The organism is Empedobacter sp. R132-2 (genome assembly GCF_030324375.1).
GTDB lineage: Bacteria > Bacteroidota > Bacteroidia > Flavobacteriales > Weeksellaceae > Empedobacter > Empedobacter falsenii_B.
The window spans coordinates 23,164-47,380 of record NZ_JACAGG010000014.1 but is presented as its reverse complement, the minus strand read 5'-3'; the positions used below and the strand labels follow the sequence as shown (position 1 = coordinate 47,380).

The following is a 24,217-nucleotide window of genomic DNA, read 5'->3' as shown; positions in this document are numbered from 1 at the left end:
GGGAAAAAGAAAGGAATTAGAATCGAAATCTGAGTTTTTCTGAAAATCAAGATATTCTGAAATTAAAACATTACTATTCCTTTGCTTATAGTTTTCTTCCCAATAAAATTCCTCGATATTGCTGATATATAAATGTAAGTTTTGATAGTTTATAATTTTATTTAATCCTTTTTCTATACAATCGATTGTTTGATTATCTAAAAACTCAATTGCCGGATTGTCTTTAAAATCATTTAAAATATTTATATTTTTTTCAAGTTTAAATTTTTGAGAAAGTTCATCAAGATTAATTTCTCTGTAAAGATTACTTTTTTGAGGATTAAGAAATAATCCAAATCCTCTTTCAATCTATATTCTTTGGTTGATTTCTTCTATGGTCGAGTTATTTGATGGATATTTTTCGAAAGGAAAATCATCTATAATTCCAATTTTCCAATGAATCATATAATATTGTTTAAATAAATCTGGAATAATATCAGTTAACGTTTCTATATTTTCGTTGCTTTTATAATCTTTTATCCAAGAGAATTGATCCATAATTAGCTTTAATTATTCTCTAAATTTAGTAAAAATCATCTTTAAAAGTTCTTTTTTTTGGAGATTTAGAAATTTTCTAAAAAAAACTTTAAAAAAATATTAATTCAACAAATCTTGATAAACAGACCGATTGTTGTCTTTTTTATTTATAATACTAAAAATAATTCAGTACTTTGTTTTGCATAATACTAAAACTTTTATATATATTTGTATAACAAAATAAAACAAGCCGTTCTTATGAATATAGAGAAAACAAAAGTTCAGATGCGAAAAGGTGTACTGGAATATTGTATTCTCAGCATTATCAAAAAAGGAGATGCGTATGCATCTGATATCATAGACGAATTGAAAAAAGCAGAGATGATTGTTGTTGAAGGAACATTATATCCGCTTTTGACAAGACTAAAAAATGATGACCTTTTACAGTATCGCTGGGAAGAATCAACGTCAGGACCACCTCGCAAATATTATGCACTTACAGAGTTAGGTGAAAATTTTTTAAAAGAATTAGCTGAAACTTGGGAACAGTTAATTGAAGCCGTGAATAAAGTAACCACAGAAACGCAGAAAAATGGATAAAACAGTATCAATAAGTATAGGAGGATTTTCTTTCGTGTTAGACGAAATCGCCTATAATAAATTAAAGACCTATTTACAAGATGTAAAAACTTCGTTGAGAGGTACGGAAGGTGTAGAAGATATTATTGAAGATGTAGAAATCCGTATTTCTGAATTATTTCGTGAACGATTAAAATTTAGAGAAGTCGTAAACGAAGATGACATCAATTTTGTAATTGCAACGATGGGACATCCAGATCAATATAAGGTTGAAGAAGATGAAGAGAACGAAAAAACGTCTACAAATTCATCATACAATTATTCGTCAAATAATCAATCGTATGGTGGGCAACAAACTGGTGCGAAACGTTTGTACCGCGATCCAGATGATACAATTGTAACAGGATTATCTGCTGGTTTGGCGCATTATATGGGCGTTGATCCTTGGTTTGTACGTTCTATTTGGTTAGTTCTTGGAATTTTGGGAATTTTCACAGCAGGTGTATCATTTTTCTTAGTGGTATTCTGTTATTTTATCTTGTTAATTTTTGTTCCAAAAGCAAAAACAACATCAGAGAAGTTACAGATGTACGGACAACCAGCAAACATTGATACATTAAAAAAAAACGTAGAACAAGCTAGTGAAGCTGTTGTAAGTGGAAGCAAAGAATTAAGTAATAAATTAGGCGGAGCCTTTGGTGTTTTTGGTCGAATTTTACTTTGGTTCATCGGATTTATCATTCTAAGTTCAGGAATTGGATTAATCATTGGAGGATTCTTTTTCTTCTTTACTACTTGGACAGAAATGCCAACAGAATTATTCGGTTATCTTGTTGAAGAGGAATGGATGAGCATGGCAGCCAAAATATTTGGAGGAATATTAATGGTAATTCCAGGTATTTTGTTGACAATTTTAGGTGTAAAATGTTTCTGGAATAAAGTAAAAGTAAGCAAAGCTGTCATCTTTGGATCAATCGCTCTTTGGTTTGTTGCATTATTTGCAATCATCGGAATTTCTGTAAGTACAGCAAGTAAATTTAGAAACTCAGTTGAAATGACACAAGAAAAAAGTTATGTTATTCCTTCTGATACCTTACAAGTTTATTTTAGAGAAAATAATGAAGGTAACTTAAAGTTCAAAACTTTTAACGATTTAGATCAATTAATTGATGCTGATGGAAACTTAATCATTCCAATTGATGATATTTTTGAGATTGAAGAAAGTACAGACGATAAACTTCATGTTCAAGTAACTTATTCTTCTAAAGGAGGAAGCAAAGAAGAAGCAAAACGCAATTTAGAAGCAATTAGATATAATTACGAATTAAATGGAAATAAACTTTATTTAGATGAGTTTATTAAAATTCCTAAAGATGGTAAATTTAGAAATCAAACGGTTGATATCAAATTGTATGTTCCTAAGAACAAATTAATTCACACGAATAACACTGATCGAATAACAATTATTAATAATGATAATGATCGTGATTATTTATACGATTTGAAGAATAAATTTATTGGATATAATGGAAAAAAATTCGTATGTTTGAATTGTCAAAAAGATTCAGATTCTGAGGACGATATTAATCTTGATTCAGAGGATGTAAACATAAATTTGAATGACGGAAACGATTCGGCGAGAGTTAGAATTGATAAAAATGGTATTCGTGTCGAAAGTAAAGACGGTTCAGTAGGACTAAATTTACCAAGAACTGAAAACAAAAAAGAAAAATCAAACCAAGAAATACACTATAAAGATGATACAGATTCTATTAACATTAACTACAGAAATCATTCAAATAATCGTTGATTTCTTTGCATAGACTTAGGAAGTATTTTAATTAATAATATTCAAAAAGAGACATTTCATTTCGGAATGTCTCTTTTTATTTTTGGTTACATTGACTAATATCCGTTTCGAGTTTTGTATGTTTGCAAATGCATAAAGCATCATTTTATGAAAAAAATTTTAGGCAAACTTTTGTACTCATTAGGAGGTTGGAAATTAGATAATCATCTCGATCTATCGAAAGTAGATAAATGCGTTTTGGTTTGCGCTCCGCACACTTCCAATTGGGATTTTTACTATACTATTTTGGCTTTTTGGCAAATGGGAATTCCAATGAAAATGTTTATCAAAGATGCTTGGACAAAACCTTGGTATGGATATTTTATAAAGAAAATGGGCGGAATCGGAATTGATCGTTCTCAACGACATAATATGGTCGATTTTGCTTCAGATATTTTGAAAGAATCAGATAAATTATATTTAATTAATACACCAGAAGGAACGCGTTCTCGTGCAGAAAAGTGGAAAAATGGATTTTTCTATATCGCGCAAAAAGCAGATGTTCCGATTGTTTTGGCTTATTGTGATTTCAAGAAAAAAAGAGCTGGAATTTCAAAAATTGTAGAAACAGAAAACAGAACTTTAGAAGATGTGATGGATGAAATTCAAGATTTTTACAAAAAAGTTAGGGCAAAACATCCAGCACTTTATAACCCAAAAATACATTAAATTATGAACGAACAAGATATTTTACAGAAGTTCAATGAAATTTCGAAAAATACATTACTTGAAACTTTAGATATAGAATTTACGGCAGTTGGAGAAGATTTTTTATCAGGAAAAATGCCTGTTACGCCTAAAGTTCATCAACCATTTGGGTTATTGCATGGAGGCGCTTCTATCGTTTTGGCGGAAACGTTGGGAAGTACATTGTCAAATATTATTTTACATTCGGATGATTTTGTGGCGGTTGGTCAACATGTTGACGCAAATCATCTTCGTCCAAAAAAGGAAGGAACAATTTTTGGGCATGCAACAGTCGTAAAACAAGGTCGTACTTCGCATTTGATTAAGATTGAAATCAAAGATGAAAACGATAAATTAATCTGTTATACACATTTAACAAACGCTATTATTTCTAAAAAACATGTTTAAAAAATTTCAAGATAAACTTGAAAGATTAATTCAGAATCAAGAACCTTTTCTTCTTTTTAGAAAACCAAATTCTACACAAGTGGAGTTGTGGGAAAATAAAGATTTTGAATCGGATAACAAGTTTATTTGTAATAGTTTCGATAATACAAAATTGGTTGAATTTAATGATAATGAGGTTATAGATATTGGAATAAATGAATTACCAAATTTTGAACTTTCTTTACCAGAATCAAACAAAAATGAAGCAATTTCGTATGAAAATTATATTGATTTAATTCAAAAAACAGTTGAAGAATTACAAAGTGATTCACCAACTAAAAAAATTGTAATTAGTCGAATCAATTCACTTCCAGAAACGAATATTAATTTAGTTGAAACTTTTAAAAATTTACATCAACATTATCCAAATGCCTATGTGTATTTGCGATTTGATACAGAAGAAGGTTGTTGGATTGGAGCTTCGCCAGAGCTTTTATTGAAAGAAAATAATCAATTTATACAAACTGTTTCTTTAGCTGGAACAAAAGCAAAAGAAGATGAATGGACAGAGAAAGAATATCACGAACAACAAGTAGTAACTGATTATATTTCGTCAACTTTAGAACCTTATACTTCTTACATTGATGTGGACGGACCATTTTCGGTAAATGCAGGATTTTTTGAACATTTGAAATCATTTATTTCAGCTCAATTAAAAGACAAATCTCAGCTGTATGACTTGTTGAAAGCTTTGCATCCAACGCCTGCTGTAGGAGGAATGCCAAAGGATCTGTCAAAAGATTTTATTCTCGAAAACGAAGGCTATAATCGTACTTTTTATGCAGGTTTTATGGGCTTTCAAAATAAAACAGAATCGGAGTATTTTGTTAATCTTAGATGTGCAAAAATCTATTCTAATAAAGTAAATTTGTATGTAGGAGGAGGTATTATGCCCGATTCTATTCCTGAAAATGAATGGCGAGAAACAGAACTGAAATCAAAAACAATAGGTGAATTGTTGGTGAAAACAGAGAATTAAATCAACTTAGGACGTTTAGATTTTGGTAAAGTTAAGATGACTAAATTATAAGAATCTTTTATCCATTCTTTGATTTGAATGTTTTTCACGTCTTGATGAATTTTAACAGTATTCCAATGTTTTTTGTTCATGTGATAACCAGGAATTACAGCTTCGAAAGTTGCGCGTAATTCGATTGCATTATCTGGATCACATTTGATATTTACAGAATCAAAATCGTCAATATTACAAAGGCAAAACATTTTTCCAGCGATATAAAAGACCAAAGTAGATTGATCAAAAGGAAATTTTTCTTCGACCAATGGAAGTCCTAAACTAAACTCTCTTAACTCTTCTATATGCATAAAAATATTTTTAGTGAAGATACAAATAAAACGAAAACGACCTTAATTACAAGGTCGTTTTCTATTAAATGTGGAATGTATGCAATTAATTTACATCCCACCAAACACGCGTATTGATGTTATCTGGTCCCATTTGTTGAAGTGCGTTCTGATAGCCTTCTGGGTTATAATTTCTAACACTTGTTGGATAAAGCATACGACGAGGCATTTTTTTATCATTCAACATGGTAGAAGTTGTCGGTAATTTTGGAAAACCAGTTCTTTTATATTCAAACCATTGTTGGTAATCTGTAAAGAATAAAGCAAAATATTTTTGATCGATGATACGTTCTAACGTATTGTTGTATTTAATTTTTTCTTGTGCCATAAATTCAGCAGTAGGCTCGATATTCGTCCATAATTGTACAGCAGCTTTTACAGCTTTATCATAATGAGTTTTTGCATCACCACCTAAACCTTTTTGAGCCATTTCAGCTTTTATAAACTCAACTTCAGCATAAGTCATTAATGGAATTTTCATCGGAGCGATAACAATTGCATTGTTAGGAGATGACGGATTGAATTTGTAATCAGAACTATTTCCTTCGTAAGCTGCAGGAACTCCTTTGTAACCTAATGAAGAACCATCCAAATTAGAAGCTTTATTGACTAAAATTGGTAAACGAGGATCATTAGTTTCATTCATTTTATCAATAAAAAATGTTGTGAATGTTCGGCTATCTCTATAATCTTGTGCTCTTGGCCAAGGAGATAAACTTGGTGCTAAACCAGAAATTTGTAAAATAGCAGATTCTGATTCACTTTCGAAAATAGGATAAGTTGTCGGATTATCAATTATTTTTTTAAGTTCTGTTAAGGCAGATGCATCACGATTCGAAATTCTTAATAATAATCTCATTTTAAGAGAATTTGTGAATTTTTTCCAACGTGTTATATTGATGTTTTTTTCACTACTTGGGAATAAAATATCGGTACCATATTTTAGACCTAAATTAGTTACATATAATTGATTTGCTTTCTCTAAATCATTTAATAATTGCTTATAAATATCTTGTTGCGTATCAAATTTTGGTTTTGTAATTCCTTCTTCTGCTTTGGCTGCTTGAGAAAAAGGAACATCGCCAAACATATCAGTCAAATTTGAAATAACTAAAGAACGAAGCGTTAATGCAATTGCTTGATAATTGACATCTCCAGCTTTTTGCGAAACTTTTAGCATTTCCTCCAAATTAACAAGATTTGTGTAGGCATTATTCCAAGTAGAATTTCCCGTTCCAGTTGTTACATCATAACGATGAAGTCCCATTGCATTGCTTGGATAAGGAATATGAACTTGCATCAGTTGAGCTGTAATATCATAGTTTTTTAAAACATTATTTTCAGCCAAATCATAAAGAACTGGATTTAAAACTGAACCTGAATTAATTTCTGTGATTAAGTTTGGATCTTCATTCGCTTTCTCAAAATCGTTTGTACAAGAGAAAACAGTTGAAATTATAGTGAAGGCAAAAAATAGTTGAATTGAAATCTTTTTCATTTTAATAAATTGAATGTTGTAAATTATAATGAAGCTTTTAAGGTTACTCCATACGTTGCTGTTGATGGCATTTGTCCCATTTCAACTCCAGGTACATAAGTGTTTCCATTTAATGATGCTGTTTCTGGATCGTATAAAGGAAAATCACTAATCGTGAATAAATCGCGTCCGTAAACTGTTAATGACAACGCTTGTAAACCTGTCTTTGATAATAATCTTTTAGGAAAATCAAATGTTAAACTCACATCTCTTAATTTTAAATATGAAGCTTCGAATGAATTAGATTCTACATTAGCACGACGATTATATTCAGCATAATAAGTTGCCACATCAGCTTTTGTTGTATTTGGAGAATAAGTTCCGTCAGCATTCAATACAACACCATTTCCAATGATGTAACCATCTTCTCGACCAGGTAAAGAATCTGCCAATTTTCCTTGCTCCATCATTTTGTGATAAGTTTGTGAATAGACAATTCCACCATATTGTCCGTCTAATGTAAAACTGAAACGCAATGTTTTGAATTTGATTTCATTTGTGAAACCTGCTCTCCATTTAGGTGTTGCGTCTCCAACATATTCTATTAATCCATTTTTAAGTGGAACACCTGTTTTTGCATCATAAATGATTTGTCCCGCTTCGTTTCTTACAAATTTTTCACCATATAGAGCTGTAGAAGAACCGCCAACTTTTGCAATTTGATAAACTGTTCCAGATTGACCAAGAATCATTTGATCACCTTCTATTCCTTCGACTAAAGATTTTACTTTGTTTTCGTTTTTAGCCCAAGTTCCAATCATTTTCCATTCAAAATCTTTACTTTTAATTGGAGAATACGTAGCTGCTATTTCAATTCCACGGTTTTCAATTTCTCCTCCATTTACAACTCTTCTTGAATAGCCAGTTGTGATATCATTTGGTAATTCGAAGATTTGATTTTTTGTACTTTGTTGATAAACTGTAAAATCTAAGCTTAATCTTTTCTTAAATAATAAAGCCTCGAAACCAGTTTCCCATGATGTTGTAGATTCAGGTTTAATATCAGGATTAAATAATCTTCCAGGTACTACTGCAGAAGCTGTAAAATCGCTTTGATCGTAATATCTATTTGTCCAACCTGTTGTACCTCCGTTACCAACTTTTGCAAATGATAAACGGTATTTTAAGTAATTAATAGGTCCTTTTATTTTGAATAAATCTGACAGTATAAAACTAGAAGAAACTGAAGGATAAAAGAATGAACTATATTTTACTGCAACAGAAGAATTCCAGTCGTTACGACCTGTAAAATCAACGAAAATCATGTCTTTCCAACCAAATGAAGCCATTCCATATAATGAATTTTCTTTTAAATTAGAATCATACGTTCTTGCAAAAGGAGAAGTTAATCCATTCGAAAGTTTATAAACTCCAGGCGAAGCTAAACCATTTACCCAAGCCGTTAAATTTCTGTATTCATAATTTTTTCTATTACCTCCAACATTTGCATTGAAACCAAAATCTCCCCATTTATCAGTATAAGTTAATAAGAAATCGATATTTGTTTCAGTTTTAGATATGTCTTGTCTTTTGTAATATCCATTCGGCGTACGATTCATATCAAATGGACGTTTTTGTTCGCGCAATTGAGTATAGGTATTAATTGCAGGACGTAACATTAAGCTTAATTTATTGCTTAATTTAAAATCTGCTCTAATATTTCCAACAATCTGATTACTACTCATTGGATTAACAGCTTCGTAAGCAATTGCATAAGGATTGTCCATGTATGAACTATACGGGCGAATCATTTTTACTCCATTGAAATCCTTTTTCCAAATTGGTTTGTACCAATTTAAATCTACGTTTGGATTTTGGAAGATCATAAAATAAGCAATAGATCCGTTATTGTAACCAGTTCCTGGTAAATTATCACTTGTTTTGCGAGTATAGTTTAAGGCAGTCGAAACTTTGATGCGATCACTTACTTGATAGTTTCCATTAATAGCAGCAGTATAATTTTCGTAGCCTGTATTTGGCATAATCCAGCTATTTTTCTGATGTCCAATAGAAGCTCTCATACTTCCTTTGTCATTTCCACCAGAAAGTGTAACTGCATTACTGAAAGTGAAACCAGTTTGCCAAAACCCTTTTCTATTATCTTTATACGCACGCCATAAAGTTCTTTCAGCCCCTTGTTTTTCTAAAGTTGGATCATATTGAAAAAATGATTGTCCGTCAAATTTTGGTCCGAATGCAGAAGAAGTACTTCCTGTATTTGGTCCATCTGCTGAGGTTTGATATGAGTAATAAGGATTGCCGTTTTTATCGAAACTTTTTCCAGTTCCTTGACCATATTCATATTGAAAATCTGGCCAATTGTTAATAACGTCAATAGCTACAGTTGATTTATATTCTAAACCTAATTGTTTACCTTTTTTACCTGATTTTGTTGTTATAATTAAAGCTCCATTTGCAGCTTTGTTTCCATAAAGAGCCGCTGCAGAAGGACCTTTTAAAACGGTTACACTTTCGATATCTGCTTGATTGATGTCAGAAATACCGTTACCAAAATCGATAGGTGAATCATCGCCCATGTAAGCAGTATTGTTTCCAGAAGAAGTCATTTCTGTACTCATTGGAACACCATCGATGACAATTAAAGCGTAATTTTTTGATTGGTCGATTGAATTTGCTCCGCGCAAAATAATTTGCTGAGAATTGATTGGTCCATTTCCTCCAGAAATAATATTAAGACCAGCTACTTTTCCTTTCAATCCCGAAGACCAGTTATTCGCTTCTGCTGTTGCAAGTTCTTCCGAACCTATATTTTGTTGAGCAAATCCTAATTTTTTCTGCTCTCGCTTTATCCCCAAAGCAGTTACAATTACCTCATTCAGTTGGTTAGATTCTTCTTGTAAAGTAATTTTTACTTGAGAAATATCTTTCGGTGTGTATTCAATAAATTTGTGTTGAGATGAATTTACCAATAATGTAGGATGAGCAACATTTACTGAAACAAATTCGAAAAAACCATCTCCGTCTGTAAATGTTTTAAAAGATGTTCCCTTGATGATGATTTCTACATCTGCAATTCCTAATCCGTTTTGATCAACGATTTGACCTTTGATTGGATTTTGATCTTGAGAAATCGATTGATGATAATCTGTTCCGGTGTAAGTTTTAGCATTGGCGTGTAAACTTAAAAATCCACCTAGTAGAAGTAGTGGTAATTTTAATTGTTTCATAGCTGTAAATGTGAAATGTTTATGTGTTAAAAATTTTAACAAAACTAGAACTTCTTTTTATGAAGTTGTTTAACTCATGGTTAAGAGATTTTTAAGTAAACATTACTAAAATAGAGGTCTTGATATTAGTTTTACATTTGAATAAAGGTTTATTGATTTTTATTTAACATGAATAAATTGTAAAATATTTTATTTAAAAAAGCCACTTCAAAAGAAGTGGCTTATCAAGATGTGTATAAAACGGTTATTTAATAACTTCGAAAGAAGATTTTTCTGTAAAAGTGTTTCCGTACAAATCGGTTGCGCGAACTTCAATTGGATAAGTTCCAACTTTTAGTTTATTCGGTAAACGAACTGACCAAATATGTTTCGAAATTTCTGGAGCAGAAGGTCTGTTACCAATATTTGTAATTTCTGCATTATCAATTTTCATGATGGTTTCCATATAATTGTAATCAACTGTTGGATCCCAATTCATCTCTTTCCATTCACCATTATTTACACGATATTCAACTTTATTTGATTCATGTCCCATAAAGAAATTAGCATATAAAAAAGCACGATTGCGTTTACCTTCTTTTACTTTTTTTGTGTGGTACAGGTCGATTTGTTTTTCTTTTGGTGAATTTGCAACTTTATAATCAAATTTATATTGATTACCATCTACATGTAAAAAAGCATAACCTTTTGGTGTACCATCACGCATCGTAGAGGCCGGAACTCCTTTTGCATCTTTCGGTCCCGAATACCAATCACCAGAAGTTGTTCCAACATTGTACTCGTGATGAGGTTTTTGTTGTTGCCAACCATCTTGATTTGCATAAAAAATCTGTTCTTGGAAATGTGTATGAGCAGACATTGAAATTGTATTTGGGTAATCTTTTAACAATTCGAATAATTGATTTCTATCTTCTGGACGTGTGTCACGCAACGGAATATGAAATGCTAAAACAATTAAATGATCTTTTGGAACAAATTTTAAATCATTTTTAATGAATTCTAATTGATCAGGACGGAAACCTCCCCAATATCCTTTTCCATCACGAGGATCTGGATATAAAATATCATCTAAAACAATAAAATGTGCTTTACCGATATTATATGAATAATTATTTGGACCGAAATTTTTCTCGAACGTTTCATCCGAATATTGATCTTCTTTTGCATCATAATTCATATCGTGATTTCCCATAACATTGTACCAAGGTAAACCAACTTTCGAAACAGCTTTTATATAAGATGGATGCAAATTCAAATCATCACCAACCAAATCTCCTAAAGAAAGTCCGAATTCCATTCCTTTAATTCCTTTAACATCATCAATTACACCTTTAGAGAAATACTCGATTTCTTCTTCTGTATAAGCTTGAGGATCACCAAAAATTAAAGCCGAAAATTTTTCGTTTTCTTTTGTAGGAATTAAAGCAAAATCAATACTCTTTGGAGTATTTCCAGTCGGAGCAGAACCTGCATATTCTAATTTTGGAGAGCCATTAGGTTTGTTGATGTAGTAGAATTGTGGCTGATTGAATTCGTTTGTAGGAATTTTGTAATTTGTTGGTTTAATGACAAACAAAATAGTTTCGTTATCAATCTCGATTTGATATTCTCCTTTATCATTTGTCGAAACAACTTGTTTTCCGTTACTAATTTGCACGTTTGCCAAACGTTTTTCTGATTTATCGAATTTATTGTTTTGATTTTTATCTTCAAAAACAATTCCTTTAGCAAGTTGTTGAGCGTTGACAGAAGTATAAAAACTTCCAAATAATACTAGCGATAATACGATTTTTTTCATTGTGTGAATTTCTTGTTTTGTAGATGTTAAAATTCTATATTTTATGCGGTATTCGGATTAACACAACAATAAGTAAAGATTAAATTTAAGTAAATAAGAATAATATATTTTCAAATTTAATAATGGATGAATAATTGTCTTTGATTATTAAATATTCTAAATTTGCAACCGATTGCATTATGTTATGGAAGAGAAATTAAGCATGAGTTCACGACAAATTTTCATGCAAATTATAGGTTATGTAAGTTTTTCATTTATAGGTTATTTACTTATAGGTTTACCGTTGGCTATTTTACCTATTTTTATTACAAAAACATTAGGTTTTACTGAGCTTGTAGCGGGTATTGTAATTAGTTTGCAATATGTGATAACTTTTATATTGAGAGGTTATGCGGGAAAAATCGTAGATACAAAAGGTCCTAAACCAGCCGTTTTATTGAGTATGAGTTTGTTTATTTTAGCAGGAGTTTTATTATACTTTTGTTACTTCACAAGAAACAATCATTTTTTGTCAATAGCTATTCTTGTACTTGCGAGATTGGTTACTGGTGCAGCAGAAGGAATGGTAGGTGGAAGTCCAATAAACTGGGCAATTTTAAAAATTGGACAACAACATACAGCGAAAGCAATTTCTTATAATGGTGTTGCTAGTTATGGTGCATTGGCAATTGGAGCACCATTGGGAGTTATCTTAAATCAATATTTTGGACTTGGTTTTATTGGTTTGTTTAGTATTGTTTGTGCGATTATAGGTTATTTTTTAGCTAGAAATAAAGAGAATATATTAACTGCAGTTTCAAAAGTTCCGCAACCATTTATAAGTGTATTGAAAACAGTGGCTCCTTTTGGAATTTGTTTAGCACTTGCAGGTCTTGGATTTGGAGGAATTTCCAATTTTATAACACTTTACTACGACTTTTATAGTTGGTCGAATGCAGCTTTATGTTTAAGTGTTTTCAGTTTATTGTTTATTGCAGGACGATTATTTTTTAATAGTTCAATTAATACATTAGGAGGATTAAAAGTTGGAATTATTTGCATGATAGTCGAAACGATAGGTTTATTAATTCTTTTTAGTGCTCCGAATTCTTTTATCGCTCTTATTGGTGCAGGTATTACAGGAATTGGTTTTTCATTGGTTTTTCCTGCGATGGGAGTAGAGGCTGTTGCTTTGGTTTCAGATAATAGTAAAGGAGCTGCTTTAGCTGCGTATGGCTTGTTTATTGATATCTCATTGGGAATTACAGGTCCTCTAATTGGTGGTGTTATCAGTTTGTTTGGAATGTCAAACTTATTTGGTTTTTGTAGTTTGTTTGTATTTATAGGGCTATTGTATAGTTATTATTTGCAAACAAAAAAAAATCGTTCAGAATTTAATAATTCCGAACGATAATATGAAAACATCTAATTTTAGATTCTTTTACGTAGTAAATTTTGCCTGTTCTGACATAATTTTTTAGTACTTGTTCTAACTCTTTTTCTAGTTTAGAATCAGGTGTAATTTTATGATTAAATCTAACATAAGAAATATCAAAAGCAGCACCAAAATTATGCGAACTATCGTTAGAAGAAGCATTTTTATTAATTCCTCTCAAACGATTTTGATCATGTAGCGTTCGTGTCATTGATGTAACAACGAAAAAATTTTGACCTGTTGTTTTTACAAAATCTCTTGCAATACTTGTCAAAATATCTCGACCTTTTGGAATAAGATACGAATGACTATGCGTTAAATCACCAACTCGCCAACCATAACCACGTTGTTTTATTTTAACCAATTTACCTTGATTGATGTATTTATTCAACTTTTTATCACCATCAATTAGCTCAAGTTTATGAGATTTTGCGGCATTCAAATGCTGAACATATTCTTTAGAAGGTTCTATAATAACTCGAGATTGAGCGTAACCGAATAAAGAAGAGCAAATAAAAAAAGTTGTTAAAAATTGTTTCATGATTCAATTCTCTTCTGCAAAAATAGAAAAGAACTTTTATATATTACATTGTTGTTGATTTAAATTGATCGGGATTACGAACCGTTACATGAAAACAGTGTTGTCTATATTCTTTGATATAGTAAATTTTACCGTCTTCTTGCAATTGTTTTAAAATTGCTTCTAAATTATCACGATGAGTTTTGCTATACGAATATTTATTATTGAATTTTGTATAAGACAAATCAAAAGAAGCTCCATAGTTGTGAGAACTTTCACCTTTTGCAGCATTGCTATTTACTCGTCTCAAACTTGCTTGACTTTCCTCTGAACGAGTAAGTGAAGTTACAGTAATTGTAGCATTATTTTCGTCCAAAAATTTTGAAGCAATTCGTTCTAAAACAGTTTTAGCTCTGTTATTTAAGAAAGCTTTACTGTGCGTTAATTTTTCAATTGTGTACCCATTTCCTTCCTCAGGAATAGCAACTAATTTTTTTGTAGCAACTAAACCTTCAATATCATCAAAACTCTTCACGATTGGAACGTTGAATGATTCTGCTGCCATTAAATGATCGTCATAAGTTACTTTTTTTGTAGAGATAGAAGTGGATGAAGAGGCAGAATTTTCTGCTAAAATGTAACTTTCTTGACTTTGAGCTGAAATAAATATTCCGCTAAAAAGACAAGAAAGGGCAATTAATTTTTTCATGTTTTAAATTATTACGCGACAAAATTAGAAGTTACAATTTAATAAAGACTTGTTAAAAATTATAATATTTAGGTAAACTTTAGTTAAAATTTTCTTAAATATTATCTCTAATAGATTAAATCCTACTAAATTCCCTATTTTTGTACTTATTATTCATTTTTATTTTTAGACCTATTTATAAAATGGCAAAAGTTAAAGTTGGAATGGTACAAATGACTTGTACTAATAACAAACAAGAAAATTTAAACAAAGCAATCGAACAAGTAAAAGTAGCAGCTGCAAAAGGCGCTCAAATTGTGTGTTTGCAAGAATTGTTTACCTCATTATATTTCTGTGATGTCGAAGATTACGATAATTTCGACTTAGCAGAAGCAATTCCTGGACCATCAACAGATGCGTTATCAGTTGTAGCTAAAGAATTGGGAGTGGTAATTATTGCTTCTTTATTCGAGAAACGTGCGCAAGGTTTATATCACAATACAACCGCTATTTTAGATGCTGATGGACAATATTTAGGAAAATATCGCAAAATGCATATCCCAGATGATCCTGCGTTTTATGAAAAATTCTATTTTACTCCAGGTGATTTAGGTTACAAAGTTTTTGATACTAAATTTGGAAAAATTGGAGTGTTAATTTGTTGGGATCAGTGGTATCCAGAAGCTTCTCGTATAACAGCATTGATGGGAGCAGAAATTTTATTTTATCCTACTGCGATTGGTTGGGATACGACGCAAGACGAAGAAACAAATCAAGATCAATACAATGCTTGGCAAACAATTCAGCGTTCACATGCGGTTGCGAATGGAGTTCCGGTTATTTCTGTAAATCGTGTTGGTTTTGAGCAAGATGGAGCAATGAAGTTCTGGGGAGGCTCTTTTGCGACAAATGCGCAGGGAAAATTGTTGTACTTAGCAACGCATGATAAAGAGGAAACAGAAGTGGTTGAATTGGATTTGAACGAATCTGATTTCTTCCGTAAACACTGGCCTTTCTTAAGAGATCGCCGCATCGATTCTTATCAACCAATTACAAAACGTTTTATAGACGGAGGATTAATGAAGAAATTATTTTCACTTATAGCATTGATAGGAAGTTTTGCATTTGGTCAAATAAAACCAATTCAGATTGATCCGATTAATAACAATTTATTTGTTTATCAAACATTCAATTCGTTTAATGGAGTTGAGTATAATGCAAATGGAATGTATTTGGTAACGAATAAAGGAATCGTTTTGTTTGATGTTCCTTGGCAGAAATCGCAATATCAAGAATTAAATAATATGTTGCAAGAAAAGTATAATTTGCCAGTTATCGCTGTGTTTGCAACACATTCGCATGATGATAGAGCAGGAGATTTAAGTTTTTATAATGATTTGAATATTCCTACTTATGCAACTTCTTTAACCAATTCTAAATTAAAAAAAGAAGGAAAAGCGACTTCGAAATTTGAGATTGAATTAGGAAAAACATACAAATTTGGTAATGAAAAATTTGTTGTTGAATATTTTGGTGAAGGACATACTTCTGATAATGTTGTGGTTTGGTTTCCAAAATATAAAGTGCTGAATGGAGGTTGTTTGATAAAAGGTGCTGACGCTGTAAATTTAGGTAACACAGGTGAAGCAAATGTTACTGAATGGCCAAAAACAGTACAGAAATTAGTTACAAAACATCCAAAAATTAAACAAGTTATTCCAGGTCATCATAATTGGAAAGTTACTGGACATATCGAAAATACGTTTAAACTTTTAGAAAAGAAATAAAATTGAACACTATAGATACATCAAAATTCCCAAAAGATTTAGGATATAGATTCCCTGCCGAATGGGAAGAACACGAAGCAACATGGTTGTCTTGGCCGCACAAAGAAGAATCTTGGCCAGATCGTATTCAGTTAATTTATCCAGCTTATGCTGAATTTATTGCTGAATTATCGAAAGGTGAAAAGGTTCGTATTAATGTGAAAGATGAAGAAATGAAAGTGTTTGCGTTGTCTTTTATCGAAAAAACGGATGCAGATTTGTCACAAGTTGAGTTTTATTTTAATGAAACAAATGATGCATGGTGTCGCGATCATGGTCCTGCATTTTTATTGAATAAAAACAATCCTGATAACCCAAAAGTTATTGTTGATTGGGGATTCAATGCGTGGGGAGGAAAATATCCACCTTTTGAAAATGACGATGTTGTGCCAACAAGAATTGGTGCAGAATTTAATCTTCCTGTTTTTCATCCTGGAATTATTATGGAAGGAGGTTCGGTCGAATTTAATGGAAAAGATACGTTGATGACATCAAAATCTTGTTTACTGAATGAAAATCGTAATCCAGATTATTCGCAAGAACAAATCGAAGAATTTTTAAGAAATTATTACGGAGTTTCGCAAATTCTATGGGTAGAAGACGGAATTGTTGGTGATGATACGGATGGACACATTGATGATACAATTCGTTTTGTAAATGAAGATACAGTTTTGACGGTTGTTGAAACAGATGAATCGGATGATAACTACGAATTGTTGCAAGTGAATCTTCGCCAATTGCAAGAAATGAAATTACGAGATGGACGTCCATTAAACATTATTGAATTGCCAATGCCGGATGCGGTTTATTGCGAAGGTGAGCGTTTACCTGCTTCTTATGCGAATTTTTATATTGCGAATAAATCTGTCATTGTACCAACTTATCGTTGTGCAAAAGATGCAATTGCTTTGGATATTATTCAGAAATGTTTCCCCGATCGTAAAGTTGTAGGAATAGATTCTACAGATATTATTTGGGGACTAGGATCTTTCCATTGTTTGAGTCAACAAGAACCTAAGATTTAGTTTTTAAAATACAAAAATACCCCTCTTCAAAATTTCTTGTTGAGGGGTATTGATTTAGAATGAAAACTAAAAACTTATTTTTTAATATATTTCTCTAAGCCGATATTTAGTATGATCAGTTCTTTAACAGCTAATTTCGAAACTTCTTCGGCTCCAAGTTTTGATAGATGAGTATCATCGTTTTTGCCTTTTGGATAATAATCAATTTCATTTGGTTGATAATGTAAATGCAATTTTTTAGAGTTTCCTGGACCATATTTTATTTCCAATTTCTCTGTCAAATATTGCATATCAACAAACGGAACATCCAAATCTTTTGCAACACTTCTCACAATCAAAGGATATAAACCGTGAGTGTCAACCAAAACGCCTTTTTCATTAAAATTTCGACGAACAATAGAAGTCATTAAAATCGGAATAGCACCTTTTGCTCGTGCTTCTGTAACATATTGTTCCAAATTTGCGCGATATTGAGTGACAGGATTTGTGTAACGAACAGAATCTTCAATTTTTTGATCGTTATGTCCAAATTGAATGATTACATAATCACCTTTTTTCAATTGATTCTGAACTTTTTTCCATCTTCCTTCTGTTCTAAAACTTTTGGAACTTCTTCCATTTGTTGCATGATTCTGAATTTCTAAATCAGAATTCATTAACTCAGGCAAAAGTTGTCCCCAGCCATGTTCGGGATTTTTAGTTGGATTTTCTTTATTCGCCATTGTCGAATCTCCAACAAGAAATAGGGTTCTTTTTTGTGCGAATATTATGCTAAAAAACAAGCATAAAATCGTTGATAAAATTATTTTTTTCATGTTAATTCTGCTTTGGATTCCATCCGTTAAAAATATTCTCGATGGTATATTTTTGTATTTCTTTTTCGGTTAATTGATGCGACCAAATTGCTCTTTTTTGAGGATTATTTCCTAAACCTTTATTTTTATATTCTGCATAATAAGCTTTTTTTTCTTTATCTGGAAACATTGCATCACCTTTCCATTCGTTCCAACCAATAGGAAGAATATGTTTTCCCATTTCGGTATGTATAAAAACTGTTTTGGCAAAAGGACGCCAAGGTCTTCCCAAATAAACTTTTGTCAAATTGTCTTCTGCAATAAGACTACAATTGAAAAAAACATAACCAAATTCTTGCTCTTGATGTGTTGCCGCAGCTGTAATATAAGAATTAGCCAAACTTTTTATGGTACAATGCTCAAAAACGGCAATTGCTTCACCAAAAATAAAATCTGTCGTTCCTTCGATATAACAATTTTGATAATATTGACGACTTCTATTTGTAGCTGTGTACAATGTATCTTGACATCCTAATAACCGAATATTTTTTGCCACAAATTTATCGCCTTCCACATGCAGAGCAACAGCTTGACCTTGGTTACAACTTTCGTTTTGTATCGTGAGATTTTCTAATTGTATATCATCTGCTTCAACCAAAAAAGTGTAGGAAGTATAGGTTGTCATTTTTTGATTGGTTAAACCATCTATTTTTCCTGAAAAATCATTATTAGTAATAATAGTTTTCTCTGAATCTTCACCTTTTATCTTTATTTTATGTTTCCAAGAAGGAATTCTAATTTTTTCGAGATAAACGCCATTTTTAACAAGAATCAAAGCTTGATCTGGTCCTAAATCTCTCAACGAATTAATCGCTTCTTGAATAGATGTAAAATCTGCTTGTTGATCTTTTGCAACAGTAATTGTTTTGTATTGAGCATTTACATTAGTATAGATGAAATGTAAACAAACTATAAAAATGAATTGAATGATTTTCATTTGTTAAATCGTTTCGTTAAAAAATCAATAATGTAGTCTTTCGTTTCATCAAACCAAGGATTCATCAACCAAAAAGAATGAGGCGAATTCTTAATTTCGTATGCTTCATTTAGAATATGATAATCGCTTAATTTTTTCATCATATCATCTCTACCAGCTCGAAATCTCGGTTGCGAACTATTGATAAATAGAGTAGGAGGCGTTTTAGAAGTAACATATTCTAAAGGCGAAGCTTCTTTCCAAAGTTCAAAATTATCTTGTTTCGTATAACCGAAAAAATAACTGGCATAAGTACCTTCTTCAGCTTCGGGATGAATAAAAGAAACAATTCCATCAATATTGATAATTGCAGCAATTTTCTTTGATTTTACGCCGTAAAGTGTTGCCAATTGAGCACCTGCAGAAGCGCCAAGAATAACGATTTTCGATTGATCGAGTTTGTGTTTTTTACGATTCTTTCTCAAATAATTAACCGCATCATCCATATCTTCTAAAGGAGCTGGATATTTTGCAGCATCACTTAATCTATAATTTATCGCCATCGTTACAAAACCAGCTGAAGCCAACGTTTGAGCCATTGGTTTTTGATTTTCTTTGCTACCCGAAATCCAACCTCCACCATGTACAAGAACAATTGCTATAGAGGATTTAGTTTGATTTTTTGGTTGATAAATATCTGCTTTTAATTGATGTTTTTCTTGATAAATTATATCTTCAAACGCATTAATGTTTTCGAAGTTTTTAGAAGAAATCGGCGTAATAAAAGGGTAATTTTTCTTTAATTTTTTGTAAGTCGTTTCGATTGTATAAGGCGAAGCCTTCGGTCTCTCAACTTGACCGAAGGCTATCACCAAATGCATCATAAAAACAAACAAAATCTTTTTAATTGATAACTGCATTCTTTTTGACTTCTTTAGAACTTGTTACATTCTTCTTATCAAATGCTTTTGGTAACTTGATTTTATCAGATTCATTACCAATAATCTTAATTTCTGGAGTTGTAGCTGACTTGAATTCAGTAGTGCTTAAATCAACATTTTTACTGTTAAAAATTGTGACCGCTTTTCCCTCTTTGTAATTGAATTTTATATTTTTCAGTTGAATTCCATCAGCGTCAATAATACTTAAAGCTTTTTTCGTGTCGAAAGTTGAATTTTCAACCACAATATTTTTAATATTCATTTCTGCAAGTCCCATGATAAACAACGCTTCGTGAGAACTTACAACATTAATATTTTTGAAAAATATATTTCGAATTGTTGGAGTTTCCTCTGTTACAGGAACTTTTTTATCATTTCTTTTTTCGTCATCTGCATTTTGATCATCTTCTACAATCGGAGAATTTCCTTCGTAAAACATGTTAAAACCAATTGCTTGCGCAGGAATATTAATCATATCAATATTAGAGATGTAAATATTTTCGATTAATCCACCACGACCACGAGTCGTTTTGAATCTTAAACCAATATCTGTTCCGATAAAAGTTGCACCAGAAACATGAACATTACGAACACCACCAGACATTTCGCTACCAATCACAAATCCGCCGTGCGCATGATAAACTGTGTTATTTTTGATAATTACATTTTCAGTAGGAATTCCACGATCGCGACCATCTTTATCTTTTCCAGATTTGATACAAATCGCATCATCACCAACATCAAACGTATTGTTGTAAATCAACACATTTTTACAAGATTCTAAATCCAATCCATCTCCATTTTGCGAATACCAAGGATTTCTAACATTCAAATTTCGAATGATAATATTCGAACTCATTAACGGATGAATGTTCCATGCTGGTGAATTTTGAAACGTTGGACCATCTAAAAGTACACGATCCGAATTAACAATACTAACCATTACTGGACGTAAAAAATCTCTTACTTTAATTAGATCTTCTTTGCTAATTTTATCAGGAACATTAAAATTAGAACTGCTGATATAACCTAATTTAGAACCTTCGCTTGGAAACCACGTTTTTTTATCATCTGATAAAACTCCGCCAGACGCAACTAGATTTTTCCATTGAGAATCTGTCATTTTACCCTTCTTTACAAAACGCCACGCATCACCATTTCCATCGATTGTTCCATTTCCTGTAATCGCAATATTCTGCGCATTTTTTGCAGAAATAGGAGAAGCAGTACGCGTTGTATTTAATCCTTCGAAGCTTGTTTCAACTAAAGGATAATCGTTGAAATCTTTACTAAAAATCAATAAAGCACCATCTTCTAAATGTAAATTGATATTACTTTTAATTTCGATAGGACCACTCAACCAAATTCCACGTGGAATAACAACTTTTCCTCCACCTTTTGCACTTGTTTCTGAAATAGCTTTGTTGATTGCTTCTGTATTTTTGAAAATTCCGTCCGATTTTGCACCATATTGAGCAATTGAAACAACACGATTTGGAAACGAAGTTTCTTTTACTTTGGGCATATTAAACTCAATATCTTTGTAAATATTCTCATCAACTTGAGCTGATAAATGAGAAGAACAAACAACCGCTAACGCAACTGTAAGTAGTTTTATGTATTTTTTCATTATTTAATGGTTTTGTTTTGAATGATATTTTTGAATTCTTTGAAAACAATTGATGCGACAGCTTTTGCGCCTGCAATTTGAAAATGTGTATTATCTTTTTGTCCATTTGGATAAGCATCGTACAAATTCGCTTCAAAATTCATGAAATAGGTTTTTGTTACATATTCTTGTCCTTTTTGGCTAAAAAAATCCATCGATAATTGATTTAAATCTAAGAATGCAACATTTTTTTCTTTTGCAATTTCTTTTGCAACAAATGGATATTCGCCATGTACATTTTCTAACTTTCCATTTTTCCAAGGATAATTTCTTGCAACAGGACTTAGAATAATCGGAATTGCACCTTTTTCTCTCGTTTGATCCACATATAATCTCAAAAATTCTTTGTAACCTTCTAAATTTACAAATCGTTCTGGTTTATCTTCGGCGGCATCATTATGTCCGAATTGTATTAAAACATAATCACCTTTTTTTAGTTGAGAATAAACCTCTCGCCATCTACCTTCTTGAAAAAAAGTACGCGTACTTCGACCACCTTTTGCTTTATCCTTGACGATGATATGTTTATTGGCTAAATGTTTCAGATCTTGTACACTATCTTTTGCAAAAAATGGTTGAAATTCTTGTCCCCAACCAGCAATTGGATATCTGTTTTTCATATAGTTTTTGCCCGGATCATAATCGTCTGTATAATCTGCAACAGTTGAATCTCCGATTAAGAAAATGGTGATTGATTTTCCTTTTTGAGCATGACAAAAATTTGACAAAGTAACGAAGCAAATTAAAGCATATAAAAATTGTTTTGTCTTCATTATTTCTCATTTTTATCTACTCTGAACCAATCAAAATCAGCATAACCACCACGTTTCGCATCTTGAGAACTTATACTATATATACCAACTTTTGCTCCGATCCATTTTCCTGGTTTAGCTTGAAATGGTTCTCCGATTGATGTATATTTTTTTCCGTTTTCACTAAAACTAAATTGACAAACTCCGTTAGGTTCGCTCACTCTTACTTTCAAGAAAACTTCATTAGTTCCTAATTTTACTTCGGATAGAATTTTTTCTGGATTATTTTTCTCTGCTTTTTCTGCACGAATCAATTGTAAATAATAACCATCTTTTTTATTTGTGATAACCAAAGATTGATAATCTGTTCCCATGATTAATAAACCAGCAGTTTTCCCTTCTGTAGCATCTTCAGGCGTAAGTTTTATTTTTGTTGAAGCTGTGAAATTTGGTGCAGGAAATTTTTGGGTTAACAAATTAGGAACCGTCCAAAGATTATTCGAATTTTCAGGAACTTTGATAGAGAAAAGACGAAGAAAATTTTGGTTTGCTAATTTACTGTACCAAACAATTGAAGGATTTGCGCTCCATTGCCATTGTAATCCGATATCATTTCCTTTAAAATCATCCGTTTCCGAAGGATTTATAATTTCAGATTTATTTGAAATTGTAGGTTTTTTATATGTTAAAACTGGTTCTCCAATTCCATTTTTATCTTGATCGACACCAATAAACGGCCAATCGTTGATCCATTTCATCGGTTGAAGATGAACAATTCGTCCGTAAGTATCCGCGTCTTGAAAATGATAGAACCAATCTTCTCCATTTTTTGTATCCACCCAAGCACCTTGATGAGGTCCATTGACAGTTGATTTTCCTTGTTCTAAAACAATTTTTTCATCATAAGGTCCATAAATATTTTTTGAACGTAAAACCAATTGCCAACCAGTAGCTACACCACCTGCAGGAGCAAAAATGTAATAATAACCATTGCGTTTATAGACTTTTGGGCCTTCGACAGTTGGATGATTTTCGTGTCCATCGAAAATGTGTTTTCCTTTATCTAAGACTTTTGTTCCTTCCGCATTCATTTTTTTGATTGTCAAAAGGCTTTTTACACCAGCGCGACTTCCTGCCCAACCATGTACGATATAGGCATTTCCGTCCTCATCCCAAAACGGACACGTATCAATAATACCTTTTCCTTCTTCAACTAAAACAGGATCTTCCCATTTCCCGAAAGGATTTTTGGTTTTGACCATATAAATTCCGAAATCTGGATCGCCCCAATAAATATAATATTCGTTGTTGTGAAATCTGATACTCGGTGCCCAAACACCATCGCCTCTTTTTGGCGTGCTAAAATGTTTGATAGGAAAAACATCGGGTAGGGCATGATTAACCAATTTCCAATTAATCATATCAGTTGAATGTAAAATTGGTAAACCTGGCGCTTCATTAAAACTGGAAGCTGTCATGAAAAAATCATCACCCACACGAATTGCATCAGGATCAGAATAATCTGCATATAAAACAGGATTTTTGTATGTTCCGTTTCCTAAATCTGATACCCAAACATTTGATTTTTGAGCGTGTATTGGCAAGAAATTTAATCCTAATAATGATAGGAGAATTAATGTTGATTTCAT

21 protein-coding genes and 1 pseudogene are annotated in these 24,217 nt (G+C 31.8%); 9 read left to right on the top strand and 13 right to left on the bottom strand.

Going from position 1 to position 24,217, the window contains the following annotated elements; translation table 11 throughout:
• Nucleotides 1-348: 348 nt before the first annotated feature.
• The gene (locus HXZ69_RS08280; protein WP_286495623.1) at nucleotides 349-537 is read right to left on the bottom strand and encodes a hypothetical protein; all 189 of its coding nucleotides are present in this window, start codon (nucleotides 535-537) and stop codon (nucleotides 349-351) included.
• A gap of 237 nt (nucleotides 538-774) precedes the next feature.
• Between HXZ69_RS08280 and HXZ69_RS08275 the strand changes: the two genes are divergently transcribed.
• From HXZ69_RS08275 to HXZ69_RS08255, 5 genes are all read left to right on the top strand, one after another.
• Nucleotides 775-1,116, top strand: a complete 342-nt coding sequence (locus HXZ69_RS08275; protein ID WP_125350363.1) for a PadR family transcriptional regulator — start codon at nucleotides 775-777, stop codon at nucleotides 1,114-1,116.
• Nucleotides 1,109-2,905 (top strand): PspC domain-containing protein, encoded by a 1,797-nt coding sequence (locus HXZ69_RS08270; RefSeq protein ID WP_219034302.1) that lies wholly within the window; start codon nucleotides 1,109-1,111, stop codon nucleotides 2,903-2,905. Before HXZ69_RS08275 ends, HXZ69_RS08270 begins: the two co-directional genes overlap by 8 nt.
• 147 nt (nucleotides 2,906-3,052) lie before the next feature.
• Complete coding sequence (locus HXZ69_RS08265) at nucleotides 3,053-3,613, top strand: 1-acyl-sn-glycerol-3-phosphate acyltransferase (RefSeq protein ID WP_286495621.1); 561 nt, start codon at nucleotides 3,053-3,055, stop codon at nucleotides 3,611-3,613.
• 3 nt (nucleotides 3,614-3,616) lie between these two features.
• Entirely contained in the window at nucleotides 3,617-4,039 is a 423-nt protein-coding gene (locus tag HXZ69_RS08260) for a PaaI family thioesterase (protein WP_219034304.1), read from the top strand.
• Entirely contained in the window at nucleotides 4,032-5,057 is a 1,026-nt protein-coding gene (locus HXZ69_RS08255; RefSeq protein WP_286495620.1) for an isochorismate synthase, read from the top strand. The genes HXZ69_RS08260 and HXZ69_RS08255 overlap by 8 nt, the downstream gene beginning before the upstream one ends.
• On the opposite strand, the gene HXZ69_RS08250 is transcribed toward HXZ69_RS08255, so the two are convergent.
• From HXZ69_RS08250 to HXZ69_RS08235, 4 genes are all read right to left on the bottom strand, one after another.
• Nucleotides 5,054-5,401, bottom strand: coding sequence for an MmcQ/YjbR family DNA-binding protein (locus tag HXZ69_RS08250; protein ID WP_286495619.1), 348 nt, complete (start codon nucleotides 5,399-5,401; stop codon nucleotides 5,054-5,056). The two genes, HXZ69_RS08255 and HXZ69_RS08250, sit on opposite strands and share 4 nt — an antisense overlap.
• Nucleotides 5,402-5,486: 85 nt before the next feature.
• Nucleotides 5,487-6,938 (bottom strand): SusD/RagB family nutrient-binding outer membrane lipoprotein, encoded by a 1,452-nt coding sequence (locus HXZ69_RS08245; protein WP_286495618.1) that lies wholly within the window; start codon nucleotides 6,936-6,938, stop codon nucleotides 5,487-5,489.
• A 23-nt stretch (nucleotides 6,939-6,961) separates the two neighbouring features.
• A complete protein-coding gene (locus HXZ69_RS08240) occupies nucleotides 6,962-10,165 on the bottom strand; it encodes a SusC/RagA family TonB-linked outer membrane protein (RefSeq protein WP_286495617.1) in 3,204 nt (1,067 codons plus the stop codon).
• Between the two features lie 244 nt (nucleotides 10,166-10,409).
• Complete coding sequence (locus tag HXZ69_RS08235) at nucleotides 10,410-11,963, bottom strand: calcineurin-like phosphoesterase C-terminal domain-containing protein (RefSeq protein WP_286495616.1); 1,554 nt, start codon at nucleotides 11,961-11,963, stop codon at nucleotides 10,410-10,412.
• Between the two features lie 202 nt (nucleotides 11,964-12,165).
• Here HXZ69_RS08235 and HXZ69_RS08230 point away from each other — a divergent pair, with 202 nt between their 5' ends.
• A complete protein-coding gene (locus HXZ69_RS08230) occupies nucleotides 12,166-13,356 on the top strand; it encodes an MFS transporter (protein ID WP_286495615.1) in 1,191 nt (396 codons plus the stop codon).
• Here the strand turns inward: HXZ69_RS08230 and HXZ69_RS08225 are convergent.
• Both HXZ69_RS08225 and HXZ69_RS08220 read right to left on the bottom strand, forming a co-directional pair.
• Nucleotides 13,337-13,918: a DUF5715 family protein gene (locus tag HXZ69_RS08225; protein ID WP_286495614.1), complete on the bottom strand. Its 582-nt coding sequence runs from the start codon at nucleotides 13,916-13,918 to the stop codon at nucleotides 13,337-13,339. The genes HXZ69_RS08230 and HXZ69_RS08225 overlap by 20 nt on opposite strands.
• A 43-nt stretch (nucleotides 13,919-13,961) precedes the next feature.
• Nucleotides 13,962-14,606, bottom strand: coding sequence for a DUF5715 family protein (locus HXZ69_RS08220; RefSeq protein WP_286495613.1), 645 nt, complete (start codon nucleotides 14,604-14,606; stop codon nucleotides 13,962-13,964).
• A 182-nt stretch (nucleotides 14,607-14,788) separates the two neighbouring features.
• Between HXZ69_RS08220 and HXZ69_RS08215 the strand changes: the two are divergent.
• The 3 genes and pseudogenes from HXZ69_RS08215 to HXZ69_RS08205 all read left to right on the top strand — a co-directional run.
• Nucleotides 14,789-15,655, top strand: a pseudogene (locus HXZ69_RS08215) (carbon-nitrogen hydrolase); the annotation flags it as partial.
• Between the two features lie 9 nt (nucleotides 15,656-15,664).
• The gene (blaEBR, locus tag HXZ69_RS08210; RefSeq protein WP_286495646.1) at nucleotides 15,665-16,372 is read left to right on the top strand and encodes an EBR family subclass B1 metallo-beta-lactamase; all 708 of its coding nucleotides are present in this window, start codon (nucleotides 15,665-15,667) and stop codon (nucleotides 16,370-16,372) included.
• A 2-nt stretch (nucleotides 16,373-16,374) separates the two neighbouring features.
• Complete coding sequence (locus HXZ69_RS08205; RefSeq protein ID WP_219034310.1) at nucleotides 16,375-17,436, top strand: agmatine deiminase family protein; 1,062 nt, start codon at nucleotides 16,375-16,377, stop codon at nucleotides 17,434-17,436.
• A 74-nt stretch (nucleotides 17,437-17,510) separates the two neighbouring features.
• Here HXZ69_RS08205 and HXZ69_RS08200 read toward each other — a convergent pair whose 3' ends face one another.
• From HXZ69_RS08200 to HXZ69_RS08175, 6 genes are read right to left on the bottom strand one after another with little or no spacing between them, the layout of a single operon-like run.
• Complete coding sequence (locus HXZ69_RS08200) at nucleotides 17,511-18,251, bottom strand: rhamnogalacturonan acetylesterase (protein ID WP_286495612.1); 741 nt, start codon at nucleotides 18,249-18,251, stop codon at nucleotides 17,511-17,513.
• A gap of 1 nt (nucleotide 18,252) precedes the next feature.
• Nucleotides 18,253-19,227 (bottom strand): pectinesterase family protein, encoded by a 975-nt coding sequence (locus HXZ69_RS08195; protein WP_286495611.1) that lies wholly within the window; start codon nucleotides 19,225-19,227, stop codon nucleotides 18,253-18,255.
• Nucleotides 19,224-20,126 (bottom strand): alpha/beta hydrolase, encoded by a 903-nt coding sequence (locus tag HXZ69_RS08190; protein ID WP_219034313.1) that lies wholly within the window; start codon nucleotides 20,124-20,126, stop codon nucleotides 19,224-19,226. Before HXZ69_RS08190 ends, HXZ69_RS08195 begins: the two co-directional genes overlap by 4 nt.
• Nucleotides 20,110-21,777 carry a glycoside hydrolase family 28 protein gene (locus HXZ69_RS08185; protein ID WP_221855156.1) on the bottom strand — a complete coding sequence of 556 codons (1,668 nt, stop codon included), beginning with the start codon at nucleotides 21,775-21,777 and terminating at the stop codon, nucleotides 20,110-20,112. The genes HXZ69_RS08190 and HXZ69_RS08185 overlap by 17 nt, the downstream gene beginning before the upstream one ends.
• Nucleotides 21,777-22,589, bottom strand: coding sequence for a rhamnogalacturonan acetylesterase (locus HXZ69_RS08180; RefSeq protein WP_286495610.1), 813 nt, complete (start codon nucleotides 22,587-22,589; stop codon nucleotides 21,777-21,779). Before HXZ69_RS08180 ends, HXZ69_RS08185 begins: the two co-directional genes overlap by 1 nt.
• Nucleotides 22,589-24,217 carry a glycoside hydrolase family 43 protein gene (locus HXZ69_RS08175; protein ID WP_286495609.1) on the bottom strand — a complete coding sequence of 543 codons (1,629 nt, stop codon included), beginning with the start codon at nucleotides 24,215-24,217 and terminating at the stop codon, nucleotides 22,589-22,591. Before HXZ69_RS08175 ends, HXZ69_RS08180 begins: the two co-directional genes overlap by 1 nt.